The sequence below is a fragment of the Corynebacterium capitovis DSM 44611 genome, assembly GCF_030440535.1.
GTDB classification, from domain to species: domain Bacteria; phylum Actinomycetota; class Actinomycetes; order Mycobacteriales; family Mycobacteriaceae; genus Corynebacterium; species Corynebacterium capitovis.
The window spans coordinates 1,362,434-1,387,497 of sequence record NZ_CP047117.1 but is presented as its reverse complement, the minus strand read 5'-3'; the positions used below and the strand labels follow the sequence as shown (position 1 = coordinate 1,387,497).

21 protein-coding genes are annotated in these 25,064 nt (G+C 64.4%); 11 read left to right on the top strand and 10 right to left on the bottom strand.

What is annotated here, in order from left to right:
• Nucleotides 1-3: 3 nt before the first annotated feature.
• Genes CAPI_RS06735 through CAPI_RS06725 form a run of 3 tightly spaced genes read right to left on the bottom strand, consistent with a single transcriptional unit; the run spans nucleotide 4 to nucleotide 3,672 of the window.
• Nucleotides 4-1,344 (bottom strand): amino acid permease, encoded by a 1,341-nt coding sequence (locus CAPI_RS06735; RefSeq protein ID WP_018017881.1) that lies wholly within the window; start codon nucleotides 1,342-1,344, stop codon nucleotides 4-6.
• Nucleotides 1,341-2,723, bottom strand: a complete 1,383-nt coding sequence (locus tag CAPI_RS06730) for an amino acid permease (protein WP_018017880.1) — start codon at nucleotides 2,721-2,723, stop codon at nucleotides 1,341-1,343. Before CAPI_RS06730 ends, CAPI_RS06735 begins: the two co-directional genes overlap by 4 nt.
• Nucleotides 2,724-2,742: 19 nt before the next feature.
• A complete protein-coding gene (locus CAPI_RS06725) occupies nucleotides 2,743-3,672 on the bottom strand; it encodes a 2,3,4,5-tetrahydropyridine-2,6-dicarboxylate N-succinyltransferase (RefSeq protein ID WP_018017879.1) in 930 nt (309 codons plus the stop codon).
• Between the two features lie 51 nt (nucleotides 3,673-3,723).
• Between CAPI_RS06725 and dapE the strand changes: the two genes are divergently transcribed.
• From dapE to CAPI_RS06700, 5 genes are read left to right on the top strand one after another with little or no spacing between them, the layout of a single operon-like run.
• On the top strand, nucleotides 3,724-4,806 hold the full coding sequence (gene dapE / locus CAPI_RS06720) for a succinyl-diaminopimelate desuccinylase (RefSeq protein WP_018017878.1): 1,083 nt from the start codon (nucleotides 3,724-3,726) through the stop codon (nucleotides 4,804-4,806).
• A gap of 46 nt (nucleotides 4,807-4,852) precedes the next feature.
• Nucleotides 4,853-5,650 carry an LOG family protein gene (locus CAPI_RS06715; protein ID WP_018017877.1) on the top strand — a complete coding sequence of 266 codons (798 nt, stop codon included), beginning with the start codon at nucleotides 4,853-4,855 and terminating at the stop codon, nucleotides 5,648-5,650.
• Nucleotides 5,651-5,656: 6 nt separating this feature from the next.
• Complete coding sequence (locus CAPI_RS06710; RefSeq protein ID WP_018017876.1) at nucleotides 5,657-5,992, top strand: DivIVA domain-containing protein; 336 nt, start codon at nucleotides 5,657-5,659, stop codon at nucleotides 5,990-5,992.
• Nucleotides 5,964-6,134: a DUF3117 domain-containing protein gene (locus CAPI_RS06705; protein ID WP_083893947.1), complete on the top strand. Its 171-nt coding sequence runs from the start codon at nucleotides 5,964-5,966 to the stop codon at nucleotides 6,132-6,134. Before CAPI_RS06710 ends, CAPI_RS06705 begins: the two co-directional genes overlap by 29 nt.
• Nucleotides 6,135-6,164: 30 nt before the next feature.
• Entirely contained in the window at nucleotides 6,165-7,022 is an 858-nt protein-coding gene (locus CAPI_RS06700; protein WP_018017874.1) for a methyltransferase domain-containing protein, read from the top strand.
• On the opposite strand, the gene CAPI_RS06695 is transcribed toward CAPI_RS06700, so the two are convergent.
• Nucleotides 7,019-8,404, bottom strand: a complete 1,386-nt coding sequence (locus tag CAPI_RS06695; RefSeq protein ID WP_018017873.1) for a GH32 C-terminal domain-containing protein — start codon at nucleotides 8,402-8,404, stop codon at nucleotides 7,019-7,021. The two genes, CAPI_RS06700 and CAPI_RS06695, sit on opposite strands and share 4 nt — an antisense overlap.
• A 3-nt stretch (nucleotides 8,405-8,407) precedes the next feature.
• Nucleotides 8,408-9,574, bottom strand: a complete 1,167-nt coding sequence (gene glgA / locus CAPI_RS06690; RefSeq protein ID WP_051059731.1) for a glycogen synthase — start codon at nucleotides 9,572-9,574, stop codon at nucleotides 8,408-8,410.
• Between the two features lie 181 nt (nucleotides 9,575-9,755).
• Here glgA and glgC point away from each other — a divergent pair, with 181 nt between their 5' ends.
• Nucleotides 9,756-10,973, top strand: a complete 1,218-nt coding sequence (glgC, locus tag CAPI_RS06685) for a glucose-1-phosphate adenylyltransferase (RefSeq protein ID WP_018017871.1) — start codon at nucleotides 9,756-9,758, stop codon at nucleotides 10,971-10,973.
• Here the strand turns inward: glgC and CAPI_RS06680 are convergent.
• Complete coding sequence (locus CAPI_RS06680) at nucleotides 10,970-11,635, bottom strand: O-methyltransferase (protein WP_018017870.1); 666 nt, start codon at nucleotides 11,633-11,635, stop codon at nucleotides 10,970-10,972. The two genes, glgC and CAPI_RS06680, sit on opposite strands and share 4 nt — an antisense overlap.
• A gap of 98 nt (nucleotides 11,636-11,733) precedes the next feature.
• Between CAPI_RS06680 and sigE the strand changes: the two genes are divergently transcribed.
• The 3 genes from sigE (at nucleotide 11,734) to tatB (ending at nucleotide 13,142) form a co-directional block, all read left to right on the top strand.
• Nucleotides 11,734-12,330 carry an RNA polymerase sigma factor SigE gene (sigE, locus tag CAPI_RS06675; protein WP_018017869.1) on the top strand — a complete coding sequence of 199 codons (597 nt, stop codon included), beginning with the start codon at nucleotides 11,734-11,736 and terminating at the stop codon, nucleotides 12,328-12,330.
• Between the two features lie 117 nt (nucleotides 12,331-12,447).
• Nucleotides 12,448-12,711, top strand: a complete 264-nt coding sequence (locus CAPI_RS06670) for a zf-HC2 domain-containing protein (protein WP_051059730.1) — start codon at nucleotides 12,448-12,450, stop codon at nucleotides 12,709-12,711.
• Nucleotides 12,666-13,142, top strand: a complete 477-nt coding sequence (gene tatB, locus CAPI_RS06665) for a Sec-independent protein translocase protein TatB (protein WP_245531645.1) — start codon at nucleotides 12,666-12,668, stop codon at nucleotides 13,140-13,142. Before CAPI_RS06670 ends, tatB begins: the two co-directional genes overlap by 46 nt.
• Here the strand turns inward: tatB and CAPI_RS06660 are convergent.
• Entirely contained in the window at nucleotides 13,139-14,272 is a 1,134-nt protein-coding gene (locus CAPI_RS06660; RefSeq protein ID WP_018017866.1) for an Mrp/NBP35 family ATP-binding protein, read from the bottom strand. The genes tatB and CAPI_RS06660 overlap by 4 nt on opposite strands.
• 98 nt (nucleotides 14,273-14,370) lie before the next feature.
• Between CAPI_RS06660 and CAPI_RS06655 the strand changes: the two genes are divergently transcribed.
• Nucleotides 14,371-14,868, top strand: coding sequence for a general stress protein (locus CAPI_RS06655; RefSeq protein ID WP_018017865.1), 498 nt, complete (start codon nucleotides 14,371-14,373; stop codon nucleotides 14,866-14,868).
• A 45-nt stretch (nucleotides 14,869-14,913) separates the two neighbouring features.
• Here CAPI_RS06655 and CAPI_RS06650 read toward each other — a convergent pair whose 3' ends face one another.
• From CAPI_RS06650 to CAPI_RS06640, 3 genes are all read right to left on the bottom strand, one after another.
• Nucleotides 14,914-18,711 (bottom strand): multifunctional oxoglutarate decarboxylase/oxoglutarate dehydrogenase thiamine pyrophosphate-binding subunit/dihydrolipoyllysine-residue succinyltransferase subunit, encoded by a 3,798-nt coding sequence (locus CAPI_RS06650; RefSeq protein ID WP_018017864.1) that lies wholly within the window; start codon nucleotides 18,709-18,711, stop codon nucleotides 14,914-14,916.
• Nucleotides 18,712-18,837: 126 nt separating this feature from the next.
• Nucleotides 18,838-22,479, bottom strand: coding sequence for an ABC transporter ATP-binding protein (locus CAPI_RS06645; RefSeq protein WP_026157176.1), 3,642 nt, complete (start codon nucleotides 22,477-22,479; stop codon nucleotides 18,838-18,840).
• Complete coding sequence (locus tag CAPI_RS06640; protein ID WP_211205610.1) at nucleotides 22,458-23,402, bottom strand: hypothetical protein; 945 nt, start codon at nucleotides 23,400-23,402, stop codon at nucleotides 22,458-22,460. Before CAPI_RS06640 ends, CAPI_RS06645 begins: the two co-directional genes overlap by 22 nt.
• Here CAPI_RS06640 and CAPI_RS06635 point away from each other — a divergent pair.
• The gene (locus CAPI_RS06635; RefSeq protein WP_026157175.1) at nucleotides 23,401-24,984 is read left to right on the top strand and encodes a carboxylesterase/lipase family protein; all 1,584 of its coding nucleotides are present in this window, start codon (nucleotides 23,401-23,403) and stop codon (nucleotides 24,982-24,984) included. The genes CAPI_RS06640 and CAPI_RS06635 overlap by 2 nt on opposite strands.
• Nucleotides 24,985-25,064 lie beyond the last annotated feature (80 nt).

The window sequence follows — 25,064 nt, the reverse complement described above, 5'->3', positions numbered from 1 at the left end:
CCGTCAGCTTAGACGAGCGCCCGGTTCGCGACGGGAAGCGCCACGTGTGAGGAAGGACAAACCGATCAGGCCGGCAGAGATGACAAGGACGGACAGGATCTGCGGCCGCGTAGAGGCGTCGAAAAGCATGAGCGCGGTGAGGGCGATGAGGGCGGCGAGGGTGGCCCACGCTCCCCAGGGCTGGCCCTTGCCCCCCGCGGGGCGAAGCTTGATGTAGCTCAGCGTGATCATGACCCAGGTGACCATAAGGCACCCGCCGACGGCGTTCATCAAAAACTCGAGCAGTCCCGGTGGATTCCACCACTGGAGGCCGACGGAGACGAAAGCGAAGAAAACGGAGACGAACACCGCGTTTGTGGGGACGGAATGGGCGTTTGTCGTGGCCAGCCAGCGTGGGGCGTCCCCTTCGAGGGCCTGTTGGTAGGCCATGCGCGACGTGCCGTAGATCTGGGCGTTAAACGCAGAGAGGAGGGCGAGCACGATGATCGCCTCCATAAATCCGGCCACGCCCGGTAGGTTCGTCATCGCGAGGACGTGGGTGAAGGGCGAGTCCCCGGGGGATGTCGCGGCGCCGATCTGCGCATACGGCACGAGAAGGATGATGACGACGACAGAGCCGACGTAGAACAGAGCGATACGCCAGATGATGGAGTTTACCGCGCGTCGTACCGCTTGCGCCGGGTTGGCTGATTCGGCCGCAGCGATGGTGACAACCTCGATGCCACCGAAGGCAAAAGCGACGGCGAGGAGCCCGGTGGCAATACCGGCGACGCCGTTGGGCGCGAAGCCGGTGTCCCTGACGTTGTCGAAGCCGACGAAGCCCGCTCCCGGCAACAGCCCGAAGAACAGCGCGGCTCCGACCACGAGGAACCCAACGATGACGACCACCTTGATCATCGCAAACCAGTACTCGAATTCACCGAACCCTTTCACCTGGGAGAGGTTGATAGTGGCGAACACGATCACGGTGAGCAGGGCCGGGATCCACTGCGGGATGTCGAACCACCCGGCGATGATCGCCGAGGCGCCAGTGATTTCGGCACCACCGACCATGATGAGCAGGAACCAGTACAACCACCCGAGCAAGAACCCGGCCCAGTGGCCGAAAGCGCGGCGCCCGTACGTTGCGAAGGACCCCGGTGAGGGCCACTGCGCTGCCATGCGCCCCAGCATGCGCATGACCGACACCACGATCACTCCCGCGATGGCGTAGGCGAGGATGATGGCTGGGCCCGCGGCGCGGATTCCCGCGCCGACTCCGAGAAAGAGGCCCGCACCGACTGACATGCCCAAGCCCATCAGGGTCAGGTGGCGGGACTTCAACCCCGTTCCTAGCTCGCTCATCGCGCATCCTTTCTTTTCGTTACTACGAGTCCGAGGGTGGTAATAACGGCAACGACCACGGTCACCGCTAGAACCTGCAAGCGACCATCAGGGGTTGTCAGCATGAGAACGACCAACGCCGCGACAACGGCGGCGGTCACCCACGGAAGCACACGCGGCGCCCACATGCGAACTTGCGTCAGCTCACCGCCCTGCGCTAAGCGCGGGTGAAGCCGGAGGAACGAGAAAATAATGGCAAACCAGATGACGACGAGACAGCCACCCACCGCGTTGAGCAGGAAGGCGAGCAACCCAGGGGGATTCCAGTACTGCAAACCAACCGCCACCAGCCCGAAGAGGACGGAGACGACGACGCCGCGCACCGGGACGCCGCGCGAATCGGTCGCACGGAAATACGCCGGCGCGTCTCCGCGGAGAGCCAGGTCGTGCAGGAAGCGCGACGAGCCGTAGATCTGGGTGTTACAGGCGGACAACAGGGCCACCGCGATGACCGCCTCCATGATCCCTACGGCACCGGGGATCCCGGCGAGGTGCAAGACGGCGGTGAAAGGGGACTCGGAGGCATCCGAGGCGGCGCCGATAGCGTCGTAAGGAAGCAGCAGGGCAATAAGCAGGACGGAACCGACGTAGAACACCCCGATTCTCCAGATGATGCTCCGGATCGCGGAGTGGACGGCAATCTCTGGTTCGCGAGACTCAGCCGCCGCGATGGTGACCATCTCGATGCCGCCAAACGCAAAGGCCACGGCGAGAAGCGCGGTGGCCACGCCACCCCAGCCGTTCGGCATGAACCCGGCGGCGGAGACGTTATCGAAGCCGACAAAGCCCGAGCCCGGCAGCACGCCCAACCACAGCAACGTGCCGAGGACGAGGAAGGCGATGATGACCATGACCTTCAGCAACGCGAACCAGAATTCAAACTCGCCGTAGTTCTTCACGGCGGCGAAGTTGATGACAGTGAAGATAGCGATTGCGCTCAGCGCCGGGATCCAGGGGCTAATTCCCAGCCAACCGGCGATGATGGCGGAGGCTCCGGTGATCTCGACGGCCATGATCATGATCATCATGAACCAATACAGCCACCCGACCGCGAAACCGGCCCACGGGCCGAACGCGTCCTCCGCGTAGGTGGAAAATGTGCCCGATGACGGCCGCGCGGCGACCATTTCGGCGAGCATCTGCATGACGAGGACCGTGATCGCGCCCGCCACGACGTATGCGAGAACGACGGCGGGGCCGGCTGCCTGGATCCCCACACCCGTGCCCAAAAATAACCCGGCCCCGATGGCGGAGCCAAGGCCCATCATTGTGAGGTGTCGGGTTTTGAGCTCGCGGCGCAGCCCGGAACCGGCTGTCCCGCCTGGCGGGGTATGAGACATGGTCTCACTTTAGACGGTTCTATCTGCGCCTCCGCAGCACGGGGCAGGCTGACACGGGTTCGTGGGCAATTGAGATGTCGTTCAGCCCCGCGATCTCACGCGCTTCGATGACTTGCCCGGTCCGGGAGTCGAAGACGTTTGTCGACGCCTCCAGCATGACGTTCATGCCGATCTCGCAGCGATCCCCAAGGTCGATGCCCAGCACTCCAGCGGAGGGGTGGAGGCGGCAGTTGTCCCCGGTGCGCATGGGGACACGGTCGCCCCGGCCCGGGCGGTACGCCAACAAGGTAGCGGACAGTCCGACGTCAGTGCCCTCGCCAACGACAACAGCGCTGGATAAGCGCCCCTCAATCTGCGCCGGCCCGGTGGAACCCGCGTTGAAAGAAACATATCCCTCCCGCGCAACAGACGTCCCCGGCGCGAGGTAGGCACCGAGCCGCACGCGCTCGGCCTCAGCGATAGACACTCCTGAGGGGACCACGTAATCGACCATACGCGGGAGGCGTCCAATCCCGTAGACGTGGATTTGACCGCGGCTGCGCAGGTTCGTGCGGATCTGTTCGAAGTTGTCGGGCAGGCACGGTCCCTTGTTCGTCCACGCAACCTGCGCCAGGTGGGACAAGCAGTCCGTCATGTTGAGCTCGAGAGGTTTGACCAGCCGGTGCGAGAGCAGGTGGAGGCGTAAGTAAGCGTCGTGAGCGTCGCGCGGCGGTTGTGAAAGGTCTGAAATGACGGTCTCGACGGGGGCGATTTCGACCAACCGGTCGCGGTCCATTCCAACGAGGCTGAGAAAGCCGTCCGACAGCTGGTTGGCGGGGACGCGCCGGGTGCCGTCGACAAGCTGCGAGGTGTCCTCAATCAGGGTGGGAGCGGGGTACCACGTGTCCAGCACGGTCCCGTCAGCGGTGATGTTGGCAATTCCTGTCGCGCGCGCTCCCAGCGCGGTCATTGGCGGCATAGGGCTCATCATAGGGGTGAGCGGCCCGGTTAGACTGGTCGAGTGCCAACCCTCGACCTTTTCGCTGACCCAGTTGAGCTTACATCCGCTCTCATCGACATCGAGTCGCCGTCCCACCACGAGACGGCGATTGCGGATGCGGTGTATGAGGCCCTGTCCGCTATCGAGGGCATCGAGCTCATCCGACACAACAACACGGTCATCGCGCGCACCCACTTCGGGCGCGACCAGCGGGTGATTCTCGCGGGCCACGTGGATACCGTTCCGCTGGCGGGCAACACGCCCCACCGCCTGCACGACGGCATTCTGTACGGCTGCGGGTCCGTGGACATGAAGTCGGGTCTCGCCTGCTACCTCGGGGCATTCGCTCGCTGGGCGACGTCTCGTGCCGCCGCCCACGACATGACCCTCATTGCCTACGAGGCGGAGGAGGTTTCGTCCGAGTACAACGGCTTACACCATCTGGAACGCGACTACCCGGAGCTACTGCAGGGTGATATCGCGCTTCTGGGAGAGCCTTCCGGCGCGATCGTTGAGGCGGGCTGTCAGGGTTCGATCAGAGTCATTGTTTCGGCGCGGGGGACCCGCGCCCATTCGGCGCGCAGCTGGCTGGGGCACAATGCCGCCCACGATCTCGCCGGGGTGCTTTCCCGGGTTGCCGCCTACCAGCCTCGTTCAGTGGAGATCGCGGGGTGCGAGTACCGGGAGGGATTGAACGTGGTCGGCCTGAGTGGCTTCGTCGCGACGAACACGATCCCGGATGAGGCTCAGCTGATTATCAACTTCCGTTTCGCGCCCGACCGCTCCGTCGAGGAGGCCAAAGCTCACCTGGTCGAGGCCTTGGCGCTGGAGGATGACCTCGACATGGAGTGGGACGATATTGCTCCCGCGGCGATGCCGGGTTTGGATCACCCCGTCGCGGCGCGCCTGCTTGAGGCTGTCGGCGGTGATTACCGCGCCAAATTCGGATGGACGGATGTGGCCCGGTTCTCTACGCTGGGAATTCCGGCCGTCAACTTCGGGCCAGGGGATCCTGGCTTCGCGCACAAGAAGGATGAGCAGTGCCCGGTGGAGCAGATCCGGCGCGTTGCCGACACCCTGCACACGTACCTGGCGGCCCGTTAAACCCCATACCTGTCCGATACCTGCCCGATACCAGGAAGAGTTGACGTTGGCGCCCACCAGAACACCCAAACCCGAACGCGACCGCAAGCTGCGCGGTCCCCTCATGCTGCGCTCCGACGAGAAGCAGGCTTCGACCCATGACCAGCGGTTGTTGGAATCGCTGGGTAGCTCGGACCACGACTGGAAGCACGCCGACCCGTGGCGCGTGATGCGCATTCAGTCGGAGTTCGTGGCGGGATTCGATGCGTTGTCGGATCTGCCGAAGGCTGTCACGGTGTTCGGCTCCGCCCGCCTCGGGGAAGGAACCCCCGAGTATGAGACGGCGCATCAGTTGGGCGTCGCTCTCGTTGAAGCCGGGTACGCCGTGATTACCGGTGGCGGTCCCGGGCTCATGGAGGGCCCGAACAGGGGCGCGCACGAAGCCGGCGGGGTCTCGGTCGGACTGGGCATCGAGCTCCCCTTCGAGCAGGGCCTCAACGACTGGGTGGATCTGGGCCTGAACTTCCGCTACTTTTTCGCGCGTAAAACCATGTTCCTCAAGTACTCGCAGGCCTTTGTGGCACTGCCGGGCGGGTTTGGGACCCTCGACGAGGTCTTCGAAATGCTCGTGATGGTCCAGACGGGGAAGGTGACGAGTTTCCCCATCGTGCTGTTGGGTACCGAGTTTTGGGGTGGCCTGGTGGAGTGGATCCGGGCTCAGCAACTCGCGCGCGGGTTGATCTCGCCGGGCGATGATGACCTGTTCCTCGTCACCGACTCCATCGACGAAGCGGTCTCGTACATCGTTAATGCGCACAAAGTTATTTCCGATGAACGCCTGCGCGCCGCCGGGCGAGGGGAGTAGCACGCGGTGCTGTCTTGGATCTTGCTCATCCTCATCGTCGCCCTCGTCGCCGTTCTGGGCCTGATAACTTCAGCTGCGGTATTCGGCCGCGGGGAGGTCGTTGAGCCGCTCCCGCCGACTGCTGACGTCATTGCCAGAAATCGCCGAGCGGTCGAGGCCGGTGACATCGACGCAATCGAGCTTGAGGTCGTGCCGCGTGGCTACCGGATGGACCAGGTGGACGCCCTCATCGAGCAGCTCGCCGAGGGCCGCCGGTCCGGTGAGGGCGTAGAATTGACCGCACCGTTTGAAGCAGAGTCAGGAGAGCGTGAATATGGCAGCTATGAAACCCAGGACCGGTAATGGGCCCATGGAGGCGGTCGAGGAAAGTCGAAAGATCGTGATGCGTATTCCGTCAGACGGTGGGGGGCGTCTTGTGGTTGAGATGTCTAAGGACGAAGCCGCCGAGTTGGGTCGCCTGCTGTCGGAGGCAGCCTCGTCCTAGGTGCAGGGCCCCGGGCGTTAAGATCAGCACATGCTCAAAGACATTGTCGATGTCCTCGCCGACCCAGTCGACGGAACGCCGTTGCGGTGTGCTGATGACCTCAGCCGGCTTGTCTCAGAGTCGGGGCACTCGTACGACGTGGCGCGCCAGGGCTACGTCACACTTGCCGGGGGGCGCGGGCTCAACCACGAGGGTGACAGCGCTGAGATGGTCACAGCCCGCGAACTGTTCCTGTCGCAGGGCCATTTCGCCCCTTTCGTGGAGGCCGTGACGGAGCGCGTCGCGGAGGTTATCGATAAGTCCCACGCACCGGAACCGGTGGTGCTCGAAGTGGGCGCCGGGACCGGTTACTACCTTTCCCACACGCTGGATAGTATCGACGGCTCCCGGGGAGTCGGAATGGACATCTCCGTCCCGGCGGCCAAGCTCCTTGCCAAAGCTCACCCGAGAGTGGGAGCGGTCGTCGCCGACGCGTGGGAGGGCCTTCCGCTTCTCGACGCTTCGGTTGACGCCTTGACGGTCATCTTCGCTCCCCGAAACCCAGCCGAATTCGCGCGTGTGCTGCGCGACGACGCCGAAGCGGTCATTCTGCTTGCTGACCAGGGTCACCTAGACGAGCTGCGCGAACCCCTCGGAATCCTAGGCGTGAAAAGCGGGAAGCTCGAACGCATGATGCGACAGGCGGAAGGCTATCTTGAGCTCGTCGGTGACGCTGAACTCCTGGAGTTCCCGATTCGCCTTGACCGCGCCTCGATCGCTGCTCAGGTTGGTATGAGCCCGTCGGCGCGCCACGTCGAGGCGGGCGTTTTGCGTGAGCGCCTGGCACGCTTGCCGGAGTTCATGGACGTCACGGCGCGCGCCCAGTTGGTGCGGATGCGCAAGAGCTAGCTGCCCCGCCGCCATTCGCTGTAGATCTCGGCTTCGCCTTCCGCCCTGACCCGGATCCCCGAGCAGCCTCCCTCTGGCCAAAAGCGAGACGACAGCGTCACCGCGCCACCGCCGGCGAAGACCTCGATGGTGGAACCATCGACGACGATGGTGACATTGTCCTCGTCCTCATCGTGGAGGTCAGACGCAGCGGGGGAGCCGTCGAGCCGGTCCAGGGTGATGGTGTCCCCAGAGTGGGTGACCACCGCGGCGGTCTCGCCCCGCCCGTCTAGCACCTCGGCGACGATGCGGGACCCGACGGGGATTTCGCACAATCCCGTCCACAGCTTCGCGGCGAGCGTTTCGTCGACAGCCTCGGGCAGACCGGGCGCGGGGGTCTGGAAAAGCAACCCGCCCTGCAGGGTGACACGCCGCGGAAGTGTCAAAGCGTTGGCCCACCCTTCGGTGGACCAGTTTTTCTCGCTCGCGGCTTCGGTGCTGCGGCTCGAGCTCGTCATCGAGCCGAAGAGGAAGGCCCAGTCGTAACGCGCATCCTCGGCGACGGTCCCGGGTGTGTAATTGGTGGTGCGGGGGCGGGAGAAGTCATGGCCGTTGTCGATACGGCGGGCGGAGGTCACGACCGAGAAGGTGGTGCCGTGGAGCAGCCCCACACTGTAGAGGGTGACATCGCGACCGCCGCGTTCAAGGGTGAGCAGCAAAACGTCGTAAATCTGCCCGTCTACCTCGTCGCGAAGGCGAATAATACGAGGTGCGACAACTGCTTCGACGTTCGTATCGAAACCGGGGTCCCCCTCGAAGATCAGCTCGCCCTCGACCGTCCAGGCCGCACCGTCCGACGAACCCAGAACAACGAGGGATGGGCTCGCCGTCGGCCCGGTGACAGCGAGCATGAGCCAACCGTCCTCTCCCTTGCTGCGGTCGTGGCTTGACTGCCAGTCGGGCACCACACACGGGGACCGAAAACGGGTCAGCCCGTGAGAGTCAGGGATGACATCGCCGTGGCGCTGGAATGCTGAGCTCACGGAGTAATCATCGTTGACGTCCTCGCAGAGCGTCTCCAGGTCGTCGGCGTGGGCGCGCTGAATCGAAGTACCCGTCGCGGTCACGGACGTGAAGTAGAGGTCCACACCGCCGCGCGCCGCGACGACGGAACCCGCGCGCACCGCGGTTTCACCGCCTGCCGGGACGATGGCGTCGTTGCACTCGACCCAGTCGAAGTGGGAACCCTCCGACAAGACGTGGCCCCAGCGGCTCGGCTCCGCCGGACCGGGCTGGTACTGGTAGAAGACGTGCCAGGTGTCCCCATCGCGCAGCACGCCGGCGGCGGCTTCTAGGATGCCCTGTTCGGCGGTGACGTGTAGTTCTGGGCGAAAAGCACTCATAAATTACCCTTCAATCAAACTCTGATAGATATCGACAGTCTCGCGCGCGATCCTCTCCCACGTGAAGTGCGTGCGCACCCTTTCCAAGCCGGCGCGGCCCATCCGTTCGGCGGTGTCGCGGTGAACGATGATGGCGTTGACCGCCTCTGCGATGCCGTGCTCGAAGGCTTCCGGCTCCGCCTCGTTGTAGTCGACTAATGTCCCGGTTTCGCCATCGACGACGACCTCCGGGATCCCGCCGACGCGGGAGGCGACCACGGCGGTGCCACACGCCATTGCCTCGAGGTTGACGATGCCGAGCGGCTCGTAGATGGAGGGGCAAACGAAAACGTCTGCGGCCGCGTAGACTTCGCGGATCTTGTCCCCGGGCAGCATATCTTGGACCCAGAAGACGCCTTCGCGCCGTGTGCGCAGGTCGTCGACAAGTGCTTTCGTCTCCTCGGCGATTTCCGGGGTATCGGGGGCGCCGGCGCAGAGAATGAGCTGCACGCCGTCGTCGAAAAGCGAAGCCGCCTTGAGTAGGTGAGCGACTCCCTTCTGGCGGGTGATGCGCCCCACGAAGGCGACCATGGGTGCGTGAGTGTCCACACCGAGCTCGTCAAGCACCCCGTTTTCGGTCGTCCCCGGGAACCACTTCGCGGTATCGACGCCGTTGAGGACCACGTGAACCTTGTCCTCGGGGATGCGCGGGTAAGCGCGCAGGATCGACTCCTTCATTCCCGACGACACCGCGATCACCGCGTCGGCGTACTCCATCGCGTTCTTCTCCGACCAGGAGGACACGTTGTATCCCCCTCCGAGCTGTTCCCGCTTCCACGGGCGATCCGGCTCGAGTGAGTGTGCTGTGGCGACGTGGGGTACCTCATGAAGCAGACCTGAGAGGTGCCCGCCCAGGCCCGAATACCAGGTGTGCGAGTGGACGACGTCGAGGCCGGACGTGGCGTGTGCCATGCGCAGCCCGGTAGAGAGGGTCTTCAGCGCGCTGTTCGCATCCTCGAGTGCGGGGTCGACCCCGTGGACGAAGACCCGCTCGCCGTCACGGGGCTTACCCATGCAGTGGACATCAACGTCGACGATTTCGCGCATAAACCGGGTCAGCTCAGTGACGTGGACCCCGGCACCCCCGTACACCTCCGGCGGGTACTCCCTAGTCAACATTCCGACTTTCATGCCCGCCGAGCCTAGTGACGAACCTGCCCGAGCGCACCAAACCCGCCACCAGACCCGCCACCAAACCCGCCACCAGACCCGCCACCAGACCCGCCACCAGACCCGCCACCAGACCCGCTCAGCACATCCTGCGCACCAAACCCCGTGCAGCTCTACACAAAACGACATAAGCTGGGGAGGTGTGAAAAACCAGCCTCGTGTCCTCGCCATCGTCCTTGCGGGCGGAGAGGGAAAGCGCCTCTTCCCGCTGACTGCTGACCGTGCGAAGCCAGCCGTGCCCTTCGGCGGCAATTACCGCTTGATTGACTTTGTGCTTTCCAACCTCGTCAACGCGGGGTACATGCGCATTGCGGTCCTGACCCAGTACAAATCACATTCTCTGGACCGGCACGTCGCAACGGCGTGGAACGTTTCGGGTCCCACGCCGCAGTACATCGCGTCAGTTCCGGCGCAGCAGCGCCGTGGTAAGCGGTGGTACAACGGCTCGGCCGACGCCATTGTGCAGTCGCTTAACCTGATTTACGACGACCACCCCGATTACGTTCTCGTCTTCGGCGCGGACCACGTTTACCGGATGGACCCCTCGCAAATGGTGGAGGATCACATTCGCTCCGGCAAGGCGGCGACCGTGGCGGGGATCCGCGTGCCGCGCGGGGAGGCCACGGCCTTCGGTTGCATTCAGGCCGACGAGGACGGCACCGTGACGGAGTTCCTGGAAAAGCCCGCCGACCCGCCCGGCACCCCGGATGACCCCGACGTCACCTTTGCTTCCATGGGCAACTACGTGTTTTCTACGGAGGCGTTGATCAAGGCGCTGCTCGAAGACGAGCAAAACGATGACTCTAACCACGACATGGGCGGCGACATCATCCCGTATTTCGTGACCAAGGGCGAGGCCAACGTATATGACTTCTCGGGCAACGAGGTACCGGGCGCCACCGAACGCGACAAGGGTTACTGGCGCGATGTCGGTACGATCGACTCGTTTTACGATGCGCACATGGATCTCATTTCCTCGCACCCCGTCTTTAATCTGTACAACAAGGCGTGGCCGATCCACTCGACGGAAGACAGCAACCTTCCGCCGGCGAAGTTTGTCCTCGGGGGCATCGCGCAGGAGTCAATCGTTGCGTCCGGCTCCATCGTCTCGGGCGCGACGGTGCGGAACTCGGTACTCTCCACCGATGTCCGAATCGAGGAAGGCGCGACCGTAGAGGGCTCGGTGCTTATGCCCGGGGTTCGCGTCGGCAAAGGCGCGGTGGTTCGTCACGCCATCTTGGATAAGAACGTCTACGTCTCCGACGGGGAGATCCTCGGGGTCAACGTCGAGCAGGACCGCGAGCGCTACACCGTCTCGGACAGCGGCGTCGTGGTCGTGGGCAAAAACCAGGTAGTTTAGCGCCGAGTCACGAGGGTGGTTCCCCCGTCGAGGGGGAGGTAGGCCACTAGGGCTCCTTCCTCAGCCGCCAGCTTGTCGACGTCCCCCCACGCCGCGCGGGCAGCTTCAGTTTCTCGGTCTCGGCGGGTGTGGTCGGCGACGGTTCCGTCGAGAAGTGAGTCCGCGAGAACGAGCGTTCCCCCCGGGGCGAGGAGGGGCCACGCCGCGTGCAGGACCGCGGACATGTCAACGGGGGAGACGTCCGCGTAGACAAGCTGGTACGAGCCTGGCGCAAGGCGGCTCATGACGTCGAGCGGCCGCGCTGTCAGAAAGCGGGCGCGGGCGGGTGCAAACCCGGCTTCGCGGAACGCCTCGCGCGCCCCCGACTGGTGCACGGTTTCTGGGTCAATGCACGTCAGCGCGGCTTTCGGAGGAAGCCCGCGAAGAATGTGCAGACCCACAACCCCCGCGGCTGGGGTCACTGCCACGGCTCCCTGCGTCCCCGACGCCGCCAGGATGGACAACAACCCTCCCAGGGACACACCGGGTGCCGATAGGAAATTCTCCTCCGCATCTGCCCGGGCCCGGGCGAGACCGCGGTGGAAGGGCGTATCCCCGTCGGCTTCCGCGCCGGTGAGGAAGTCGTTCATGAGCGTAAAGGCGGAGTCGTGGGAGCTGTTCACGCGACCTATTCTAACCGTTAGCGGATCGTTACCCGCCACCAGCGATTTGCCAGTCATTTTGCTGGAGTTTGTCATCCTAGTTTGGGACAATTTTTCCCATGAAATCTCCCGCCCCCGAACCCCTTTCCGGCACTGCCGCGTTTGATGCGGGGGCGGGTAACATGCCCTCGTGGTCAGAGCTCGTCGCCGAGCACGCCGACAGTGTCTACCGGCTGGCCTACCGTCTCGCCGGGAACCAGTATGACGCGGAGGATCTGACGCAGGAGACGTTCATGCGGGTTTTCCGCTCCCTACGTAACTACAAGCCCGGCACGTTTGAGGGGTGGCTGCACCGGATTACCACCAACTTGTTCCTAGACATGGTTCGCCGCCGGGCGAAGATCCGGATGGACTCTCTGCCCGAGGATTACGAACGCGTGCCTGGAACGGACCGCACCCCTGAGCAGGTTTACTCCGACTCGAACTTGGACCCTGCCCTGCAGCGCGCGCTGGACGGGCTCTCCCCCGATTTCCGTGTTGCAGTGGTCCTGTGCGACGTCGTCGGGATGAGCTACGAGGAGATCGCGTCGACTCTCGGTGTGAAGATGGGCACCGTGCGATCCCGCATTCACCGGGGGCGGGCGCAGCTCCGCGAGAGCTTGGAGGCGCAGGCCCTCAACGACGCGAGCGCGCGCGAACTCATCCGTAGCCACTAGCGCGCTAGGGTAATAAGTGATGGCCGCACCCGAGAAGGAGGTCCCAAGATCGCTCTCCATCTTCACGGGCCCTCCCCAAAACGGGCGGGCACCCGCGCGTTTTCCTCCACTGACCACTTGAGCACGGAGGCCGTGGCCGCGTTCGCGGACGGCGAGTTGTCGGACAGTGCGGCGCACCGAGCCCGGGCACACATTGTCGTCTGCGATGAGTGCTGGCGCGAGGTCAACATCCAGCGCGCTGCCGCTGAACGCTTGCGGCAAGGGAGCCAGGGCGATTCCGTTCGCGCGCCGGAGTCGCTCCTCCAACGGCTCAACGAGGTTGCCGCGCAGGCGCAATGCGCCGCGGACGTACGCCGTCGCAGCAACTGGCGGCGGGGATAAGCGGGAGGTTCGAGGTGTTTTCCAGTATCGGCTGGGGTGAGATCTTCTTCATCCTCATCATCGGCCTCATTGTTATTGGCCCTGAGCGGCTCCCCAGCGTAGTGAAGGACGTGCGCGCTGCCCTCTACGCGGCGCGCAAGGCGATTGACAACGCCAAGAAAGAGCTCGACGGCGGACTGGGGGAGGAGTTCGATGAGCTGCGCAAACCCCTCAGTGCGGTCACCGAGTACGCGTCGCTAGGACCCCGCAAGGCCGCAGCGAAGCTTCTTTTCGACGGCGACGAGGCTGCCCTCGACGACATCGACCCCCGTTCCGCGCTGGGCGATCGCCCGGCACCCGCCATGCCCCCGCGGCAGGGACCCCGCCCAGCCCCGAAGAAAACAAGCGAGGGGGGCACCGGTTCCAGTTTCTCCTGGGCAGATATCACCTAGTGTGTGACGCCGAGGCCGAGGCTTTTGCCGGCGAGGGAATCACGGCGAACCTTGAGCGTCGCTGCGACATCGGCGATGGATCGGGCGGACGGGGAGTCGGGATGGGAAAGCACAACCGGGGTCCCCGTATCGCCCGACTCACGTAGCTGCGCGTCGAGAGGAACGGAGCCGAGGAGGGCGACGTCGCTGTCCGTCAGCGCCGTGAGGCGGTCCGCGACGGTGTGACCACCGCCCTCACCGAAGATGTTGAGGACGGTGCCGTCGTCGAGCACCATGCCTGCCATGTTTTCCACAACACCAGCGATCTTCTGGCCGGTTTGTTGTGCGATAGTCCCGGCGCGCTCCGCGACCTCCGCTGCCGCGGCCTGAGGGGTCGTCACAACGATCAGCTCCGCGCTCGGAACCAGCTGCGCCACCGTAATGGCGACATCCCCGGTCCCCGGGGGAAGGTCCATAAACAGCACGTCAAGGTCGCCCCAGTAGACGTCGGTGAGGAATTGGTGGATAGCGCGCGTGAGCATCGGGCCACGCCACACGACGGGGGCGTTGCCCTCCACGAACTGCCCAACCGAAATGTGCCGCACACCGTGCGAAATTGGCGGCATGATCATGTCGTCCACGACCGTCGGCGGGATGTGCGCCGATCCCATGAGCGCCGGGATTGAGTGCCCGTAGATGTCCGCGTCGAGGATGCCCACGGTCAGTCCCTGGCTTGCGAGGGACGCCGCAAGGTTCACAGTCATCGAGGACTTGCCGACGCCGCCTTTACCGGACGCCACCGCGAAGACGCGGGTCCGCGAGTTGGGGTCGGCGAACGGTATAACCGGGGAGGATTGCTCCCCGCGCAGCTTCAGGCTCAGGGCGCGCCGCTGCTCGGAGCTCATCGTGTGCATCCTCACGTTGACCGAACCCACGCCCTCGAGATCTTGGACGACGGCGCGGACGTTCTTTTCGATCTGGTCGCGCATTGGGCACCCCGCGATGGTGAGGTAAACCCCCACGGACACTGAATCGCCGTCGATCGAGACAGATTCCACCATGTCGAGTTCGGTGATAGGACGGCCAATTTCTGGGTCCTCAACGCGACTCAGCGCATCGCGGACGCGGGATTCAGTAAGTGCGTCAGACATGTGGGACCATTATAGGACCGGTTGAAAACGTAGCGCCTGCGGCCGGTGCCAGTAGACTTTCCCTCAGACGGTTGATCTACAGAAACTACGGAGGCCCCATGGCAAACCAGGTGCAGCGAAAGTCAGTCCCCGAGCGGCCCGCAGGCTGGCCCGTTGGCAGTTTTACAACCTATTCCGATGCCCAGCGGGCCGTGGACGGCCTCTCTGACCAGGAATTTCCCGTCGAAGACCTGTCCATCGTCGGCGTCGACCTGATGCAGGTGGAAAAAGTCGTAGGGCGCCTTACATGGCCCCGCGTCGTGGGCGGGGGCGCGCTCTCCGGAGCCTGGTTGGGCATTTTCATCGGGCTCATATTCGCCCTCTTCGCGGTTCCCGGTGCGGGGTGGGTCGTGTTTGCGACATCCCTCGTCATCGGTGCCATCTTCGGCATGGTGTTTGCTGCCATCAGCTACGCCATGACGGGAGGGCAGCGGGACTTCTCCTCCAGCACCGCGATTGTCGCCGGACGGTATGACGTTGTATGCGACCCCGCGACGGCGGAACGTGCGCGTGATGCGATTGCGGCTATGGGGATCGGCACCTCCACGCAGAAGTAAAGCCGGCCACCCGCGAAGCGGGCGACCGGCTTTAGCTAGGCCGGTTTACGCGGCAAATGCCTCGTCGAGGACCTGCTTATCCTCCATCTGGTGCACCTTGGCAACGCCCGTCGCGGTTGTCGACTGCGCGCGGCGGGACACGCGCACCATCTCGGGCATATCCGGGATGAAACGGCGCAGGTGCTCGTTGTAGAACGGCCACGCGCCTTGGTTCGCGGGCTCGTCTTGTACCCAGCGGACCTGCTTCGCGTTCGGGTAGTTCGCGAAGGCGTCCTGCAGACGGTTGAAGGGGATCGGGTGCAGCATTTCGATGCGGATGATCGCGACGTCCGTCCTCTTGTCCTTCTGGCGACGCTTGTCCAGCTCGTAGTAGATCTTGCCGGAGCACAGCATGATCGTTTCGACGGAGTTCGGGTCGGCCCCCTCGACGCGGGTGTTGTCGAGGGTGACGAAGGCCGGGTCGTCGATGACTGATTGGAACTTCTTCACATCGGTGAAATCGGCTGGCTGCGACACAGCTGCCTTGTTGCGCAGCATCGATTTCGGTGTGAAGACGATGAGCGGGCGCTTCATCTCACCCAGCGCTTGGCGCCGGAGCAGGTGGAAGTGGTTTGCCGGGGTCGACGGCTGGGCCACCGTCATCGACCCCTCCGCAACGAGCTGCAGGAAGCGCTCGATACGGGCCGAGGAGTGGTCCGGGCCCTGCCCTTCGTAACCGTGGGGCAGGAGGGTGATAAGCGACGACAGCTCGCCCCACTTGGTTTCACCAGAGGCGATGTACTCGTCGATGATCGTCTGCGCACCGTTGGCGAAGTCACCGAACTGCGCCTCCCATGCGACGACGGCATCGGAATTGCCCACGGTGTAGCCGTACTCAAAGCCCAAGCCGGCGTATTCGGTCAGCGCTGAGTTGACGACCTCAAAGCGTCCATCGTTGCCGGCCTCGACGGCGTTTTCGTGCAGCGGGTTGTAGCTGCGGCCCGTCTCCGGGTCGTAGAGCACTGCGTGGCGCTGGGTAAACGTCCCGCGCTGGGAATCTTCACCAGCCAGGCGAACGGACTTACCCTGCTCGGCAAGCGAGCCGAATGCGAGCAGCTCGCCCCAGCCCCAGTCGATGTCGCCGTCGTTAAGCGAGTTGCCCCTCTTCTTGAGCACTGAGTTCAACCGCTTGTTCGGGGTGAAGTCGTCCGGCAGTGAGGAGTAGGAGCGTGCCAGCCGCTCGAAGGTCTCGCGAGATATGGACGTGTCCAAACCGCGGGTGAGCTTTTGGGCCTCGGTGATGCCGGTCTGCTCGCTGGGTTTGCCCTCGCTCGCCTTGATGTCCGAGAAGACCGAATCAAGCTGGTCGTGGAAGTCGCGGGCTGCGATCTCGGCCTCTTCTTCGGTGATGTCGCCACGTCCGATGAGGTCGTTGGTATAGCGCGTACGAACCGTCGGGTGGGACTGGATCTGCTCGTACATCAACGGCTGCGTCACGGTGGGGTCATCGGCCTCGTTGTGGCCGCGGAGGCGGTAGCAGATCAGGTCGATGAAGACGTCCTTGCCAAACTCGCGGCGGTATTCCGTCGCGAGCTGCGCGACCCAGGCTGCGGCTTCCGGGTCGTCACCATTGACGTGAAAGACGGGGCAGTCGAAGCCCTTTGCCAGGTCGGTGGCGTAGTACGTGGAACGGCCGGCGTCGGGCGTGGTGGTGAAACCGATCTGGTTGTTCACCACGATGTGCACGGTTCCGCCGACGGAGTAGCCGTTGAGGTTGGAGAGGTTCAGGGTTTCCTGGACGATGCCGAGGCCAGCGAAGGACGCATCGCCGTGGAGCATAAGCGGGACTACCGGGTGGTCAGTGCGCCCCTGCTCGTTTCTGAGCTTGTCATCTTTCGCGCGGGCGATGCCCACCATGACCGGGTCGACCGCCTCCAGGTGAGACGGGTTCGCGGCAAGGGATACCTTGATCTCGCCGTCACCGAACATCTGGATGTGCTCACCCTGGAAGCCGAGGTGGTACTTGACGTCGCCGGACCCGCCCTGCTGGGCGGACTGCATATTGCCCTCGAACTCGTTGAAGATGGTGGCCACGGGCTTGCCGACGATATTGAACAGGACGTTTAGACGGCCACGGTGAGGCATGCCGATCACAACCTCGTCCAGCCCCTGGCCGGCGGCGGTGTCAATGACAGCGTCCATAAGCGGGATGAGGGTTTCGGCGCCTTCTAGGGAAAAGCGCTTCTGGCCCAGGTACTTCGTCTGCAGGAAGTTCTCGAAAGCCTCGGCTGCGTTGAGCTTCTGCAGGATGTACTTCTGCTCGGCGTTCGTGGGTTTGGGCATCCCGGCCTCAACGCGGTCGCGCAGCCATTCGCGCTCGTCACGGTCAAGGACGTGGGTGTATTCGGCACCCACGTGGAGGGTGTAGGCTGCGCGAAGGCGGGAGACGACCTCGCGCAGGGCCATCGTTTCCTTACCTCCGAACCCGCCGACGTGGAATGTGCGGTCAAGGTCCCACAGCGTCAGGCCGTGGGTCTCCATATCGAGGTCGCGGGCGTCGGGGCGGGGCAGACCCGGCTGGTGCCAGCGAAGCGGGTTCGTGTCGGCGATGAGGTGACCGCGGGAGCGGTACGCCTCGATCAGCTGCATGACGCGGGTGTCCTTGTTAATGCCCGAGTTCGGAAGGTCCTGCGCCCAACGGAGCGGGGCGTAGGGGATTTCCATCGCGGTGAAGATGTCGTTCCAGAACTTATCGTCGATAAGAAGCTGCGAGATGTCGCGGAGGAACTCACCGCTCTCCGCGCCTTGGATCACGCGGTGGTCGTAGGTGGAGGTGAGCGTGACCAGCTTGCCCACGCCCAGCTCCGCAAGCCGGTCCTGAGAGGCACCGGCGAACTCCGCCGGGTAATCCATCGCACCGACACCGACGATAGTTCCCTGTCCTTTGGTCAGGCGCGGGATGGAGTGCCGGGTTCCAATGCCGCCCGGGTTAGTCAGCTGGATGGTGACGCCTTGGAAGTCATCCATCTTCAGCTTGCCCACGCGGGCGCGCTCCACGATGCCTTCGTACGCGGCGACGAACTTGTCGAAGGTCAGGCGCTCGCATTCCTTGATTGCCGCCACGACGAGCGACCGGGACCCGTCCTTCTGGGGGAGGTCAATGGCCAGGCCGAGGTTAATGTGTTCAGGCTGGACCGCGAAGGACTTGGAGCCCTCCTCGCGGTAGCTCTTGTTCATGTCCGGGTGGAGCTTAGTGGCCTGGACAATGGCGTAGCCAATAATGTGAGTGAAGGAGATCTTGCCACCGCGGGTGCGCTTGAGGTGGTCGTTGACCAGCGAGCGGTTCTCAAACATGAGCTTGACCGGCATGTCGCGCACCGTCGTGGCAGTCGGCACGGACAGTGACTCGTTCATGTTCTTGGCAATGGCCTTGAACGCGCCCTTGAGCTGGACCTCGCCCGGCTCGGTGGAGACGGAGGACAGCTTATCCAGCGGAGAGGTTTTGGGCTTTTGAAGAACCTTCGTCCGCTTCGTCCGCTCGGTCAGTGCATCCGAGGCTGCTTGGTCTACCTTTGTAGCACGCCCGTCTTGGCTCGGGGCGGCCGTTGTCGCGGAGAGCTGAGGGTCCGTCCGGACACGCTCGGCCGCCTTCGCGTCCTTTTCCTTGGTGGACGCGGTGGACGCGGTGGACGCGGGGGTGGGGGAGGCGGCGGGAGTAGAGGCGCCCGTCGCAGTTCCGGGGGTGCCTTTCTTCTCGAACAGCTCGCGCCACTCCTTGTCCACGGAGTTCGGATCCTTGTGGAACTGCTGGTACATCTCATCCACCAGCCAGTCGTTCTGGCCGAAACTGTTTTCGCTGCTCACGGCAGGAACTCGCCTCTCTTCTCGGGTTTAGTTAAGCGTAAGTTTCCATTGACTTTAATTGCGCCCCTAGGCTGCGCGCTAACTTGTCTCGGGGACGGTGTTCGGTTCGCGCGCCCGCCACCCCCGTTAGCGGTGGACTGACCACATCCGGGCGTACCGGCCACCCCGCTCAAGGAGGGTTTCGTGGGAGCCGTCCTCAATGATACGTCCTTTGTCGATGACAAGTACTCGGTCGGCGCGCGCCGCCGTTGCCAGGCGGTGAGCCACGACGAGGCAGGTGCGGCCTGTTGCCGCCCGCTCTGAGGCGACGAGCACCTCCCTCTCGGTTGCCGGATCGAGGGTGGCGGTGGCTTCGTCGAGAAGAAGTAGCGGCGGGTCGAGCAGCTCGGCGCGCGCGAGGGCGATGATCTGGCGCTGGCCCGAACTCAGACCGCGGCCACGTTCGCCGACTGGGTGGTTGAAACCCCCGGGGATCGCCCCAATGACCCCCAGCCCGCCGATTCGGCGCACCGCGTTTTCAATATCGGCGTTAGTCGCGCCGTCGACTCCGTACGCGATGTTCTCGGCCACGGTGCCAGGAAAGAGGTAGGTCTCCTGCGGGACCTGGGCGGCTGCGCGTCGCCACTGGCTGAGAGGGAAGGAGGCAATATCGCTTGTCGACGCCCTCACGGTGCCCCGGGTCGGATCGTAAAACCGGGCGAGGAGCTTGACGACGGTGGACTTCCCGGCCCCGGTCGGGCCCACCAGCGCGATAGTTTCACCGGGGCGGAAGGTGACGTTGAGGTCGTGAAGAACCGGGTCCGAATCGGCGTAGCCGAAGGTGACGTTGTCGAAGCTCAGCGGCCCGCGCGCGGCCTCAGCCGCACCGCGCGACGTCCCGGAGTCCGGCACGGTCGTCGAAGTGCGAAGCAGCCCCGTGATGCGAGTGAACGAGACCGTCGCTTGCTGCCACGAGTCGAAGATTTGACCCAGCTGCTGGATCGGCCCGTAGAGCTGGCCGAGGTACATCGTGAACGCGACCAGGATCCCCACCTTGAGATCCCCAGCAGCGACGCGTTGCCCGCCGACGGCGATGATGATAGCCGTCATGATCTGGGAAATTGCCTGCATGCCGGGGAAGTAGGTCGCCATGAGAATCGCGGAGCGCACTCTGTAACGACGGTAGAGGTCGGCCTGGTCGGCGAACGCGCGCTCGGCGGACTCCTCCCCCCTGTGCATTTGCGTTGCCCGGATGCCCCCAATCAGCTCTGCGAACTCACCGTTGACAAGGGAAATCTGCGTGCGCGTGGCCTCGTAGAGGTGCTTCGAGATGATCCGGAAGGCCCACGTGGTACCCGCAATCACAGGAACCGCGGCGAGGGCGACGAGGGTGAGTGGGGCATCTGTGGCCACCAACATGGCACTCACACCCACTAGCGTTCCCACGGACACAACCGCCTGCGCTAGGCCTGTTTGCAAGAAGCTGGACAGGGTATCGATGTCCGTGGTCATGCGGGTCATGATCTTGCCCGAGAGCGTGCGCTCGAAATAGCTCAGACCGAGCTGCTGAACATGCGCATAACTGCGAAGGCGCAGCCCGTAGAGGAGGCGCTCACCCGCGCGCGAGCTCAGGACCGTCATCGTGGCATCCGCGGCCCAGGCCACGACGACTGTCGCGAGCGCCGCAACGCCCACGAGCCACAGCGCGTCGGGCTCGGCCGGCGTAATTCCCCGGTCGATGGCAGTCCGAATGAGGGTCGGGAAGGCGAGGTCGGCGAGCACACCGATGACCAGGAGCGCGATCGACGCTACGATGAGCCATTTCACCGAGCTGAAGAGATCGCGCACTCGAAATGGGCGGGACGCGCGCCGCAGACGCTCTGCCGCTAGGTGCGGCTCCTCGGTCGCCGGCGGCAGTGTTTCCACCCGCCTTCGCAGCGCGTCGTCGGCCACCACCGCGCCGCGGACCGGAGCGGGGACGTGCTCCTGGCCGGCCCTTACGACGTGCGGCCACAACCGCTCGTGGGAGGGCTCGGGGTCAACCGCCACCCTGTCTGCGGGCGACATCAGCTCTATGTACGCGGGATGGGAGATGACCGTGGCGCGCGGGCCGTCGGCAACGACCCGGCCTTCCCGCAGCACGACGACCCGGTCCGCGCTGTCCACGGTCGACTGCCGGTGGGCGACCGCAATGACGGCGGTATCGGCGAGCTCACGCCGCATGTTGGACAGAATGGCTGCCTCGTTTTCCGCGTCGATCGCACTGGTCGCGTCGTCGAGGACGAGCACGGCGGGCCTAGCCAGGTAGGCCCGGGCCAGGGCGACGCGCTGCCGCTGGCCGCCGGACAGGGTTAGTCCGCGCTCGCCGACCACCGTGTCGTATCCCGCAGGCAGCTCGTCGATGAACTCGTCGGCTCGCGCGAGGGCGGCAGCCCGGCGGATGTCGGCCTCGGAAGCACCCCCCGGAGCTCCCATCGCTATGTTGTCGCGAATGGAAGAGGAGAACAGGAAGGCCTCGTCGAAAACGCACGTCACCCGCGAGCGAATCTGGGTGGTCGTGAGCTCGGTGTAGGGGGTCGGGTGAGCGGTGGCGTCGATAAGCGACATGCCTCCCGCATCAGGTTCGTAAAAGGCGCCGGCGAGCTGGACGGCCATGGACTTACCTGCGCCGGCGGGACCGACGATCGCCACGCTCTCACCGGGGTTGACGGTGAGACTGAAACCGTCAAGGACGCGGTGGCCGCCGGAGGAAAAGCTCACGTCTTCGAAACGCAGGCCGGTGGGTCCGTCGGGCAGGGCCGCCGGTGTGGCGGGCTCGACTCTGGACGGGCGCAGCCCGAGTACCTCACCGAGCCGGTCTATCGAGCTGCGTCCCATCTGCAAACGCACGTACTGGTTGGTCAGCATAGACAACGTGCTGGTCAAAGAGGTGAGGTACGCCGTGAATGCGACGAACCCGCCCACGGACATTCCGCCGCGGATTGCGATGAGGCCCCCGGCGACGATCGTGACTACCAATGCGACTTTAGGCAACTGCGACAGCAGCGGTTGGAACCGGGCACTCAGTCGCGCGGTGCGCATCTTCACCGCGTAGAGATGGCGGCCCAGCCGGTCGAGCTCATCGATTGCCCGCTCCTCGCGTCCGAAGGCCTTGACAACACGGACGCCCGAGACAGTCTGTTCAACGTGGGAGGCCAAGTCCGCCGCCGATTGCTGGTTCACCCACGTCGCGGCGTACAGAGCGCGACGTGACCGGTTGGCTTCCCACAAAATAAGGGGCACCCAGGCCAGGGAGGCTGCTGTAAGCACCGGATTGACGGAGAACATGACGACCAGGGTGGCGGCGAGCTGAAGCGCCCGCGTGGCAAAGAGGGGCAGCGAACTGAGCACCATGTGGAACTGGTTTAAGTCCGTGATCGAGCGAGAGACGATTTGGCCGGTAACGATGTCGTCCTGCCCGGGGCCGTCGAGACGCTGCAACGTGCGAAGCAAACCGAGCCTCACCCGGTGCTGGCTGCCGGCGGCCCACCAGCCCCCGGCGAAACGGCGCACCCACGACAACGCGAAGGTCGCGAGCGCGACGCCAACCATGGCCCAAACGAGGATGGAGAGAGAACCAGGGGTCGCACCTACCGCGACATCGATGGCGCGCCCCGTCAACGCGGGCAGGGCGGTTTGCCCGAACGCGGCGATTGCAGCGGCAATGAATGCGCCGGCCGCGGCCCACGGGCTGGCGGCTACAGAAAACCGTACAAGGTCGGTGTGTCCTAATTCTTTCGTTTGAACAATCCCTTCTTCCCATTCGCTGCGGGTTCGTCTCGTTTTTCCACTTCGGTCAGCGGGGTATCGAACGCAGCGGGCAACGGGCCAAGGCTAGGGCCCACGCTCTCAACAACGGTTGCGGCGAGTGTGCGGTTCGCGCTTGCCCCCGCAACTGCGCCCAAGCCCAACGGCAACAGCTTGCCCAGCCAGGCTCGGCGCAGACGCTTCGTCACGGCCTTTAAGGCGGTTCGCGTGAGAATACTATTGGCCTCCGCCAGGCGCGGTCCCGAAAATTTGGATAGGCCTGCAATCGACGTCAGTACCGAGCCGTCCGTGCGCAGCACCGTGTCCACGACGGAAAGGCCCTGCGCGCCGGTCAGGACGATGAGCACAATCGCCCGGCGGCGCTCCGGGTCATTGATGTCAACCCCGCGAAGGTATGCGCTGGCCATCGCGTAAAATGCGGCGATGTCCAAAAAGGCCACGGACTCACCCGCGATCGCGGCACTGCCCGTGAGCAGACCAATCCCCGGAATTGCAGCGGCGAGCCCGGCACCGGCACCCGTTCCTGACACCGTGTTGCGGAAGTGCTTGTCTAGGATCGCCTGCGCCTCTGCGGGGGTCGCGTCGGGGTTGTGCCGGCGGACCCTGTCGACGTACGAGCGCACGGTGCCCGACTGGAGGTGCGCCGCCTTATCCACGGTGGCAATGAGCGCGCGGCCGAGTGGCCCAGCTTCTCGCTCCAACGCCGCCGCATCAGAACCCAGTGCGTCCGTAATTACGGGGCCGCTTTTCTTATCGACGTGATCGCGGCGCGACCGGTCACAAGACACGTAGTACCTCCTGGGAATGTGGTGGGGTAGGGGGTCTTCCGCCCGGTACAGCACCCAGCGAAACGGGATAATTCCTCCAGAGACCACAACGTTACACACGGCTACTGTATTGGTCATGGAATCAACGGTTCGGCCCGTTGCCCACACCGTGGCGGGGGCAGTGCGCGGTGTTGTTGACCCAGCGACGGGAGCCCGAACCTGGAGGGGAGTTCCGTACGGCGCTGATACCGCGGGGTCGCACCGTTTCCGCGCCCCGCGCCCACCGGAGCCCTGGGAAGCGGAACGCGACGCTTCCTGGTACGCGGCACCCGCACTCCAAGGGACGTTTGGGTGGCGGGATGCAGTCACGGGTAGCGAGGACTGCCTGCACCTCGACGTAGTCCGGCCCGACACCGATGAGGTGTTGCCCGTCGTGGTCTATTTTCACGGCGGGACGTTTGTGACGGGTGCGAGCCATGAAAAAGTGTTACAGGGCCACTACCTTGTCCAGGCGACGGACATCGTCTACGTGTCTGTGAACTTTCGTCTCGGGGTGCTGGGTTACCTCGACTTTCGTTCCTTGAGCTACGACTGCGCCGCTAACCCCGCACTCCTCGATCAGATCCTCGCTTTGCGGTGGGTGCAGGAGAACATCGGTGCTTTCGGCGGCGACCCCACTCGCGTGACCATCATGGGTGAGTCCGCCGGGGGCGCGGCGGTCATACACCTCATGTCCGCCCCCGCAGCCCGCGGGTTATTCCACGGTGCTATTGCTCAATCGGCGCCGTGCGCCAGTGTCCACTCGCGGGTGCAGGCTGCGATGTGGGTGCGCTCGCTTCTCGACGGAATCGGCCTGGACAGCAACGCCAGCCTCGACGACCTCCGCCGGGAGGACGCGGAGGAGCTTGTCCGGGTGGGGCAGTCCATGCTGCTCAACGGCAAAGAAATCGTCCAGTTCAACACTGCGTTTATGCCAACGGTCGACGGAGACACTCTGCCGGGCCACCCCATCGACGTTTTCGAGGAGGGTACACAAGCCCCCGTCCCGCTCATCATTGGGACCAATTCCGACGAGGCGAGTTTCGCGAAAGCGATGTACCAATCGGCGCGTGCTCGTCGCAGGGCAGCGAACCGCGCGCTCGGCGTTTTCGACCCCGCCAACGCGCAGCTCGTTTTGGAAGCATACGGTTTCGCGGGCGGCCGGTCTGAGTTCGCGGACCTCATCGCGGACGCGGTGTTCTGGGCGCCGTCGGTGATGGTGGCAACCTCTCATCGGCGCATCGCTCCCACATGGATGTACCGCTTTGAATACGCGTCGGCTACGATGCGCCGCCTCGGCCTGGGGGCGATGCACACGGCCGACCTCACGGCTGTCTTCGGAGACCCGTTTGCCACCCGCGCGGCGTGGTTCGACCGATTCGGAACGAAGGAGGGGTTCGCGGAAGTGAGTCATCTCATGCAGCACCATTGGGGAGCTTTCTTTCATACCGGGGCACCGGGCGCCGATTGGCCACAGTACGGATTCCGGGACGACACCGCGCCGGGCCGGGCGACGGCCATCTTCGGAAGAGGGTTGCGCGTTGAATACGACCCGAAAGCTGCGCAGCGGCGGGCATGGGAGGACTTCGACATGCGTGAGTGGGGCACGAACCGCGAGGACCTTCTCGAATCCCTCACCGAGTTCTTCGGGTTCGACGTCCCCGCCACGGATGACGAATAACCGAGCCCGGCGAAACGGCGGGCCAATGGCTAGGCTGGGGTGCCGTCGACCAACACGGGTGGACTCTTCAACACACCACT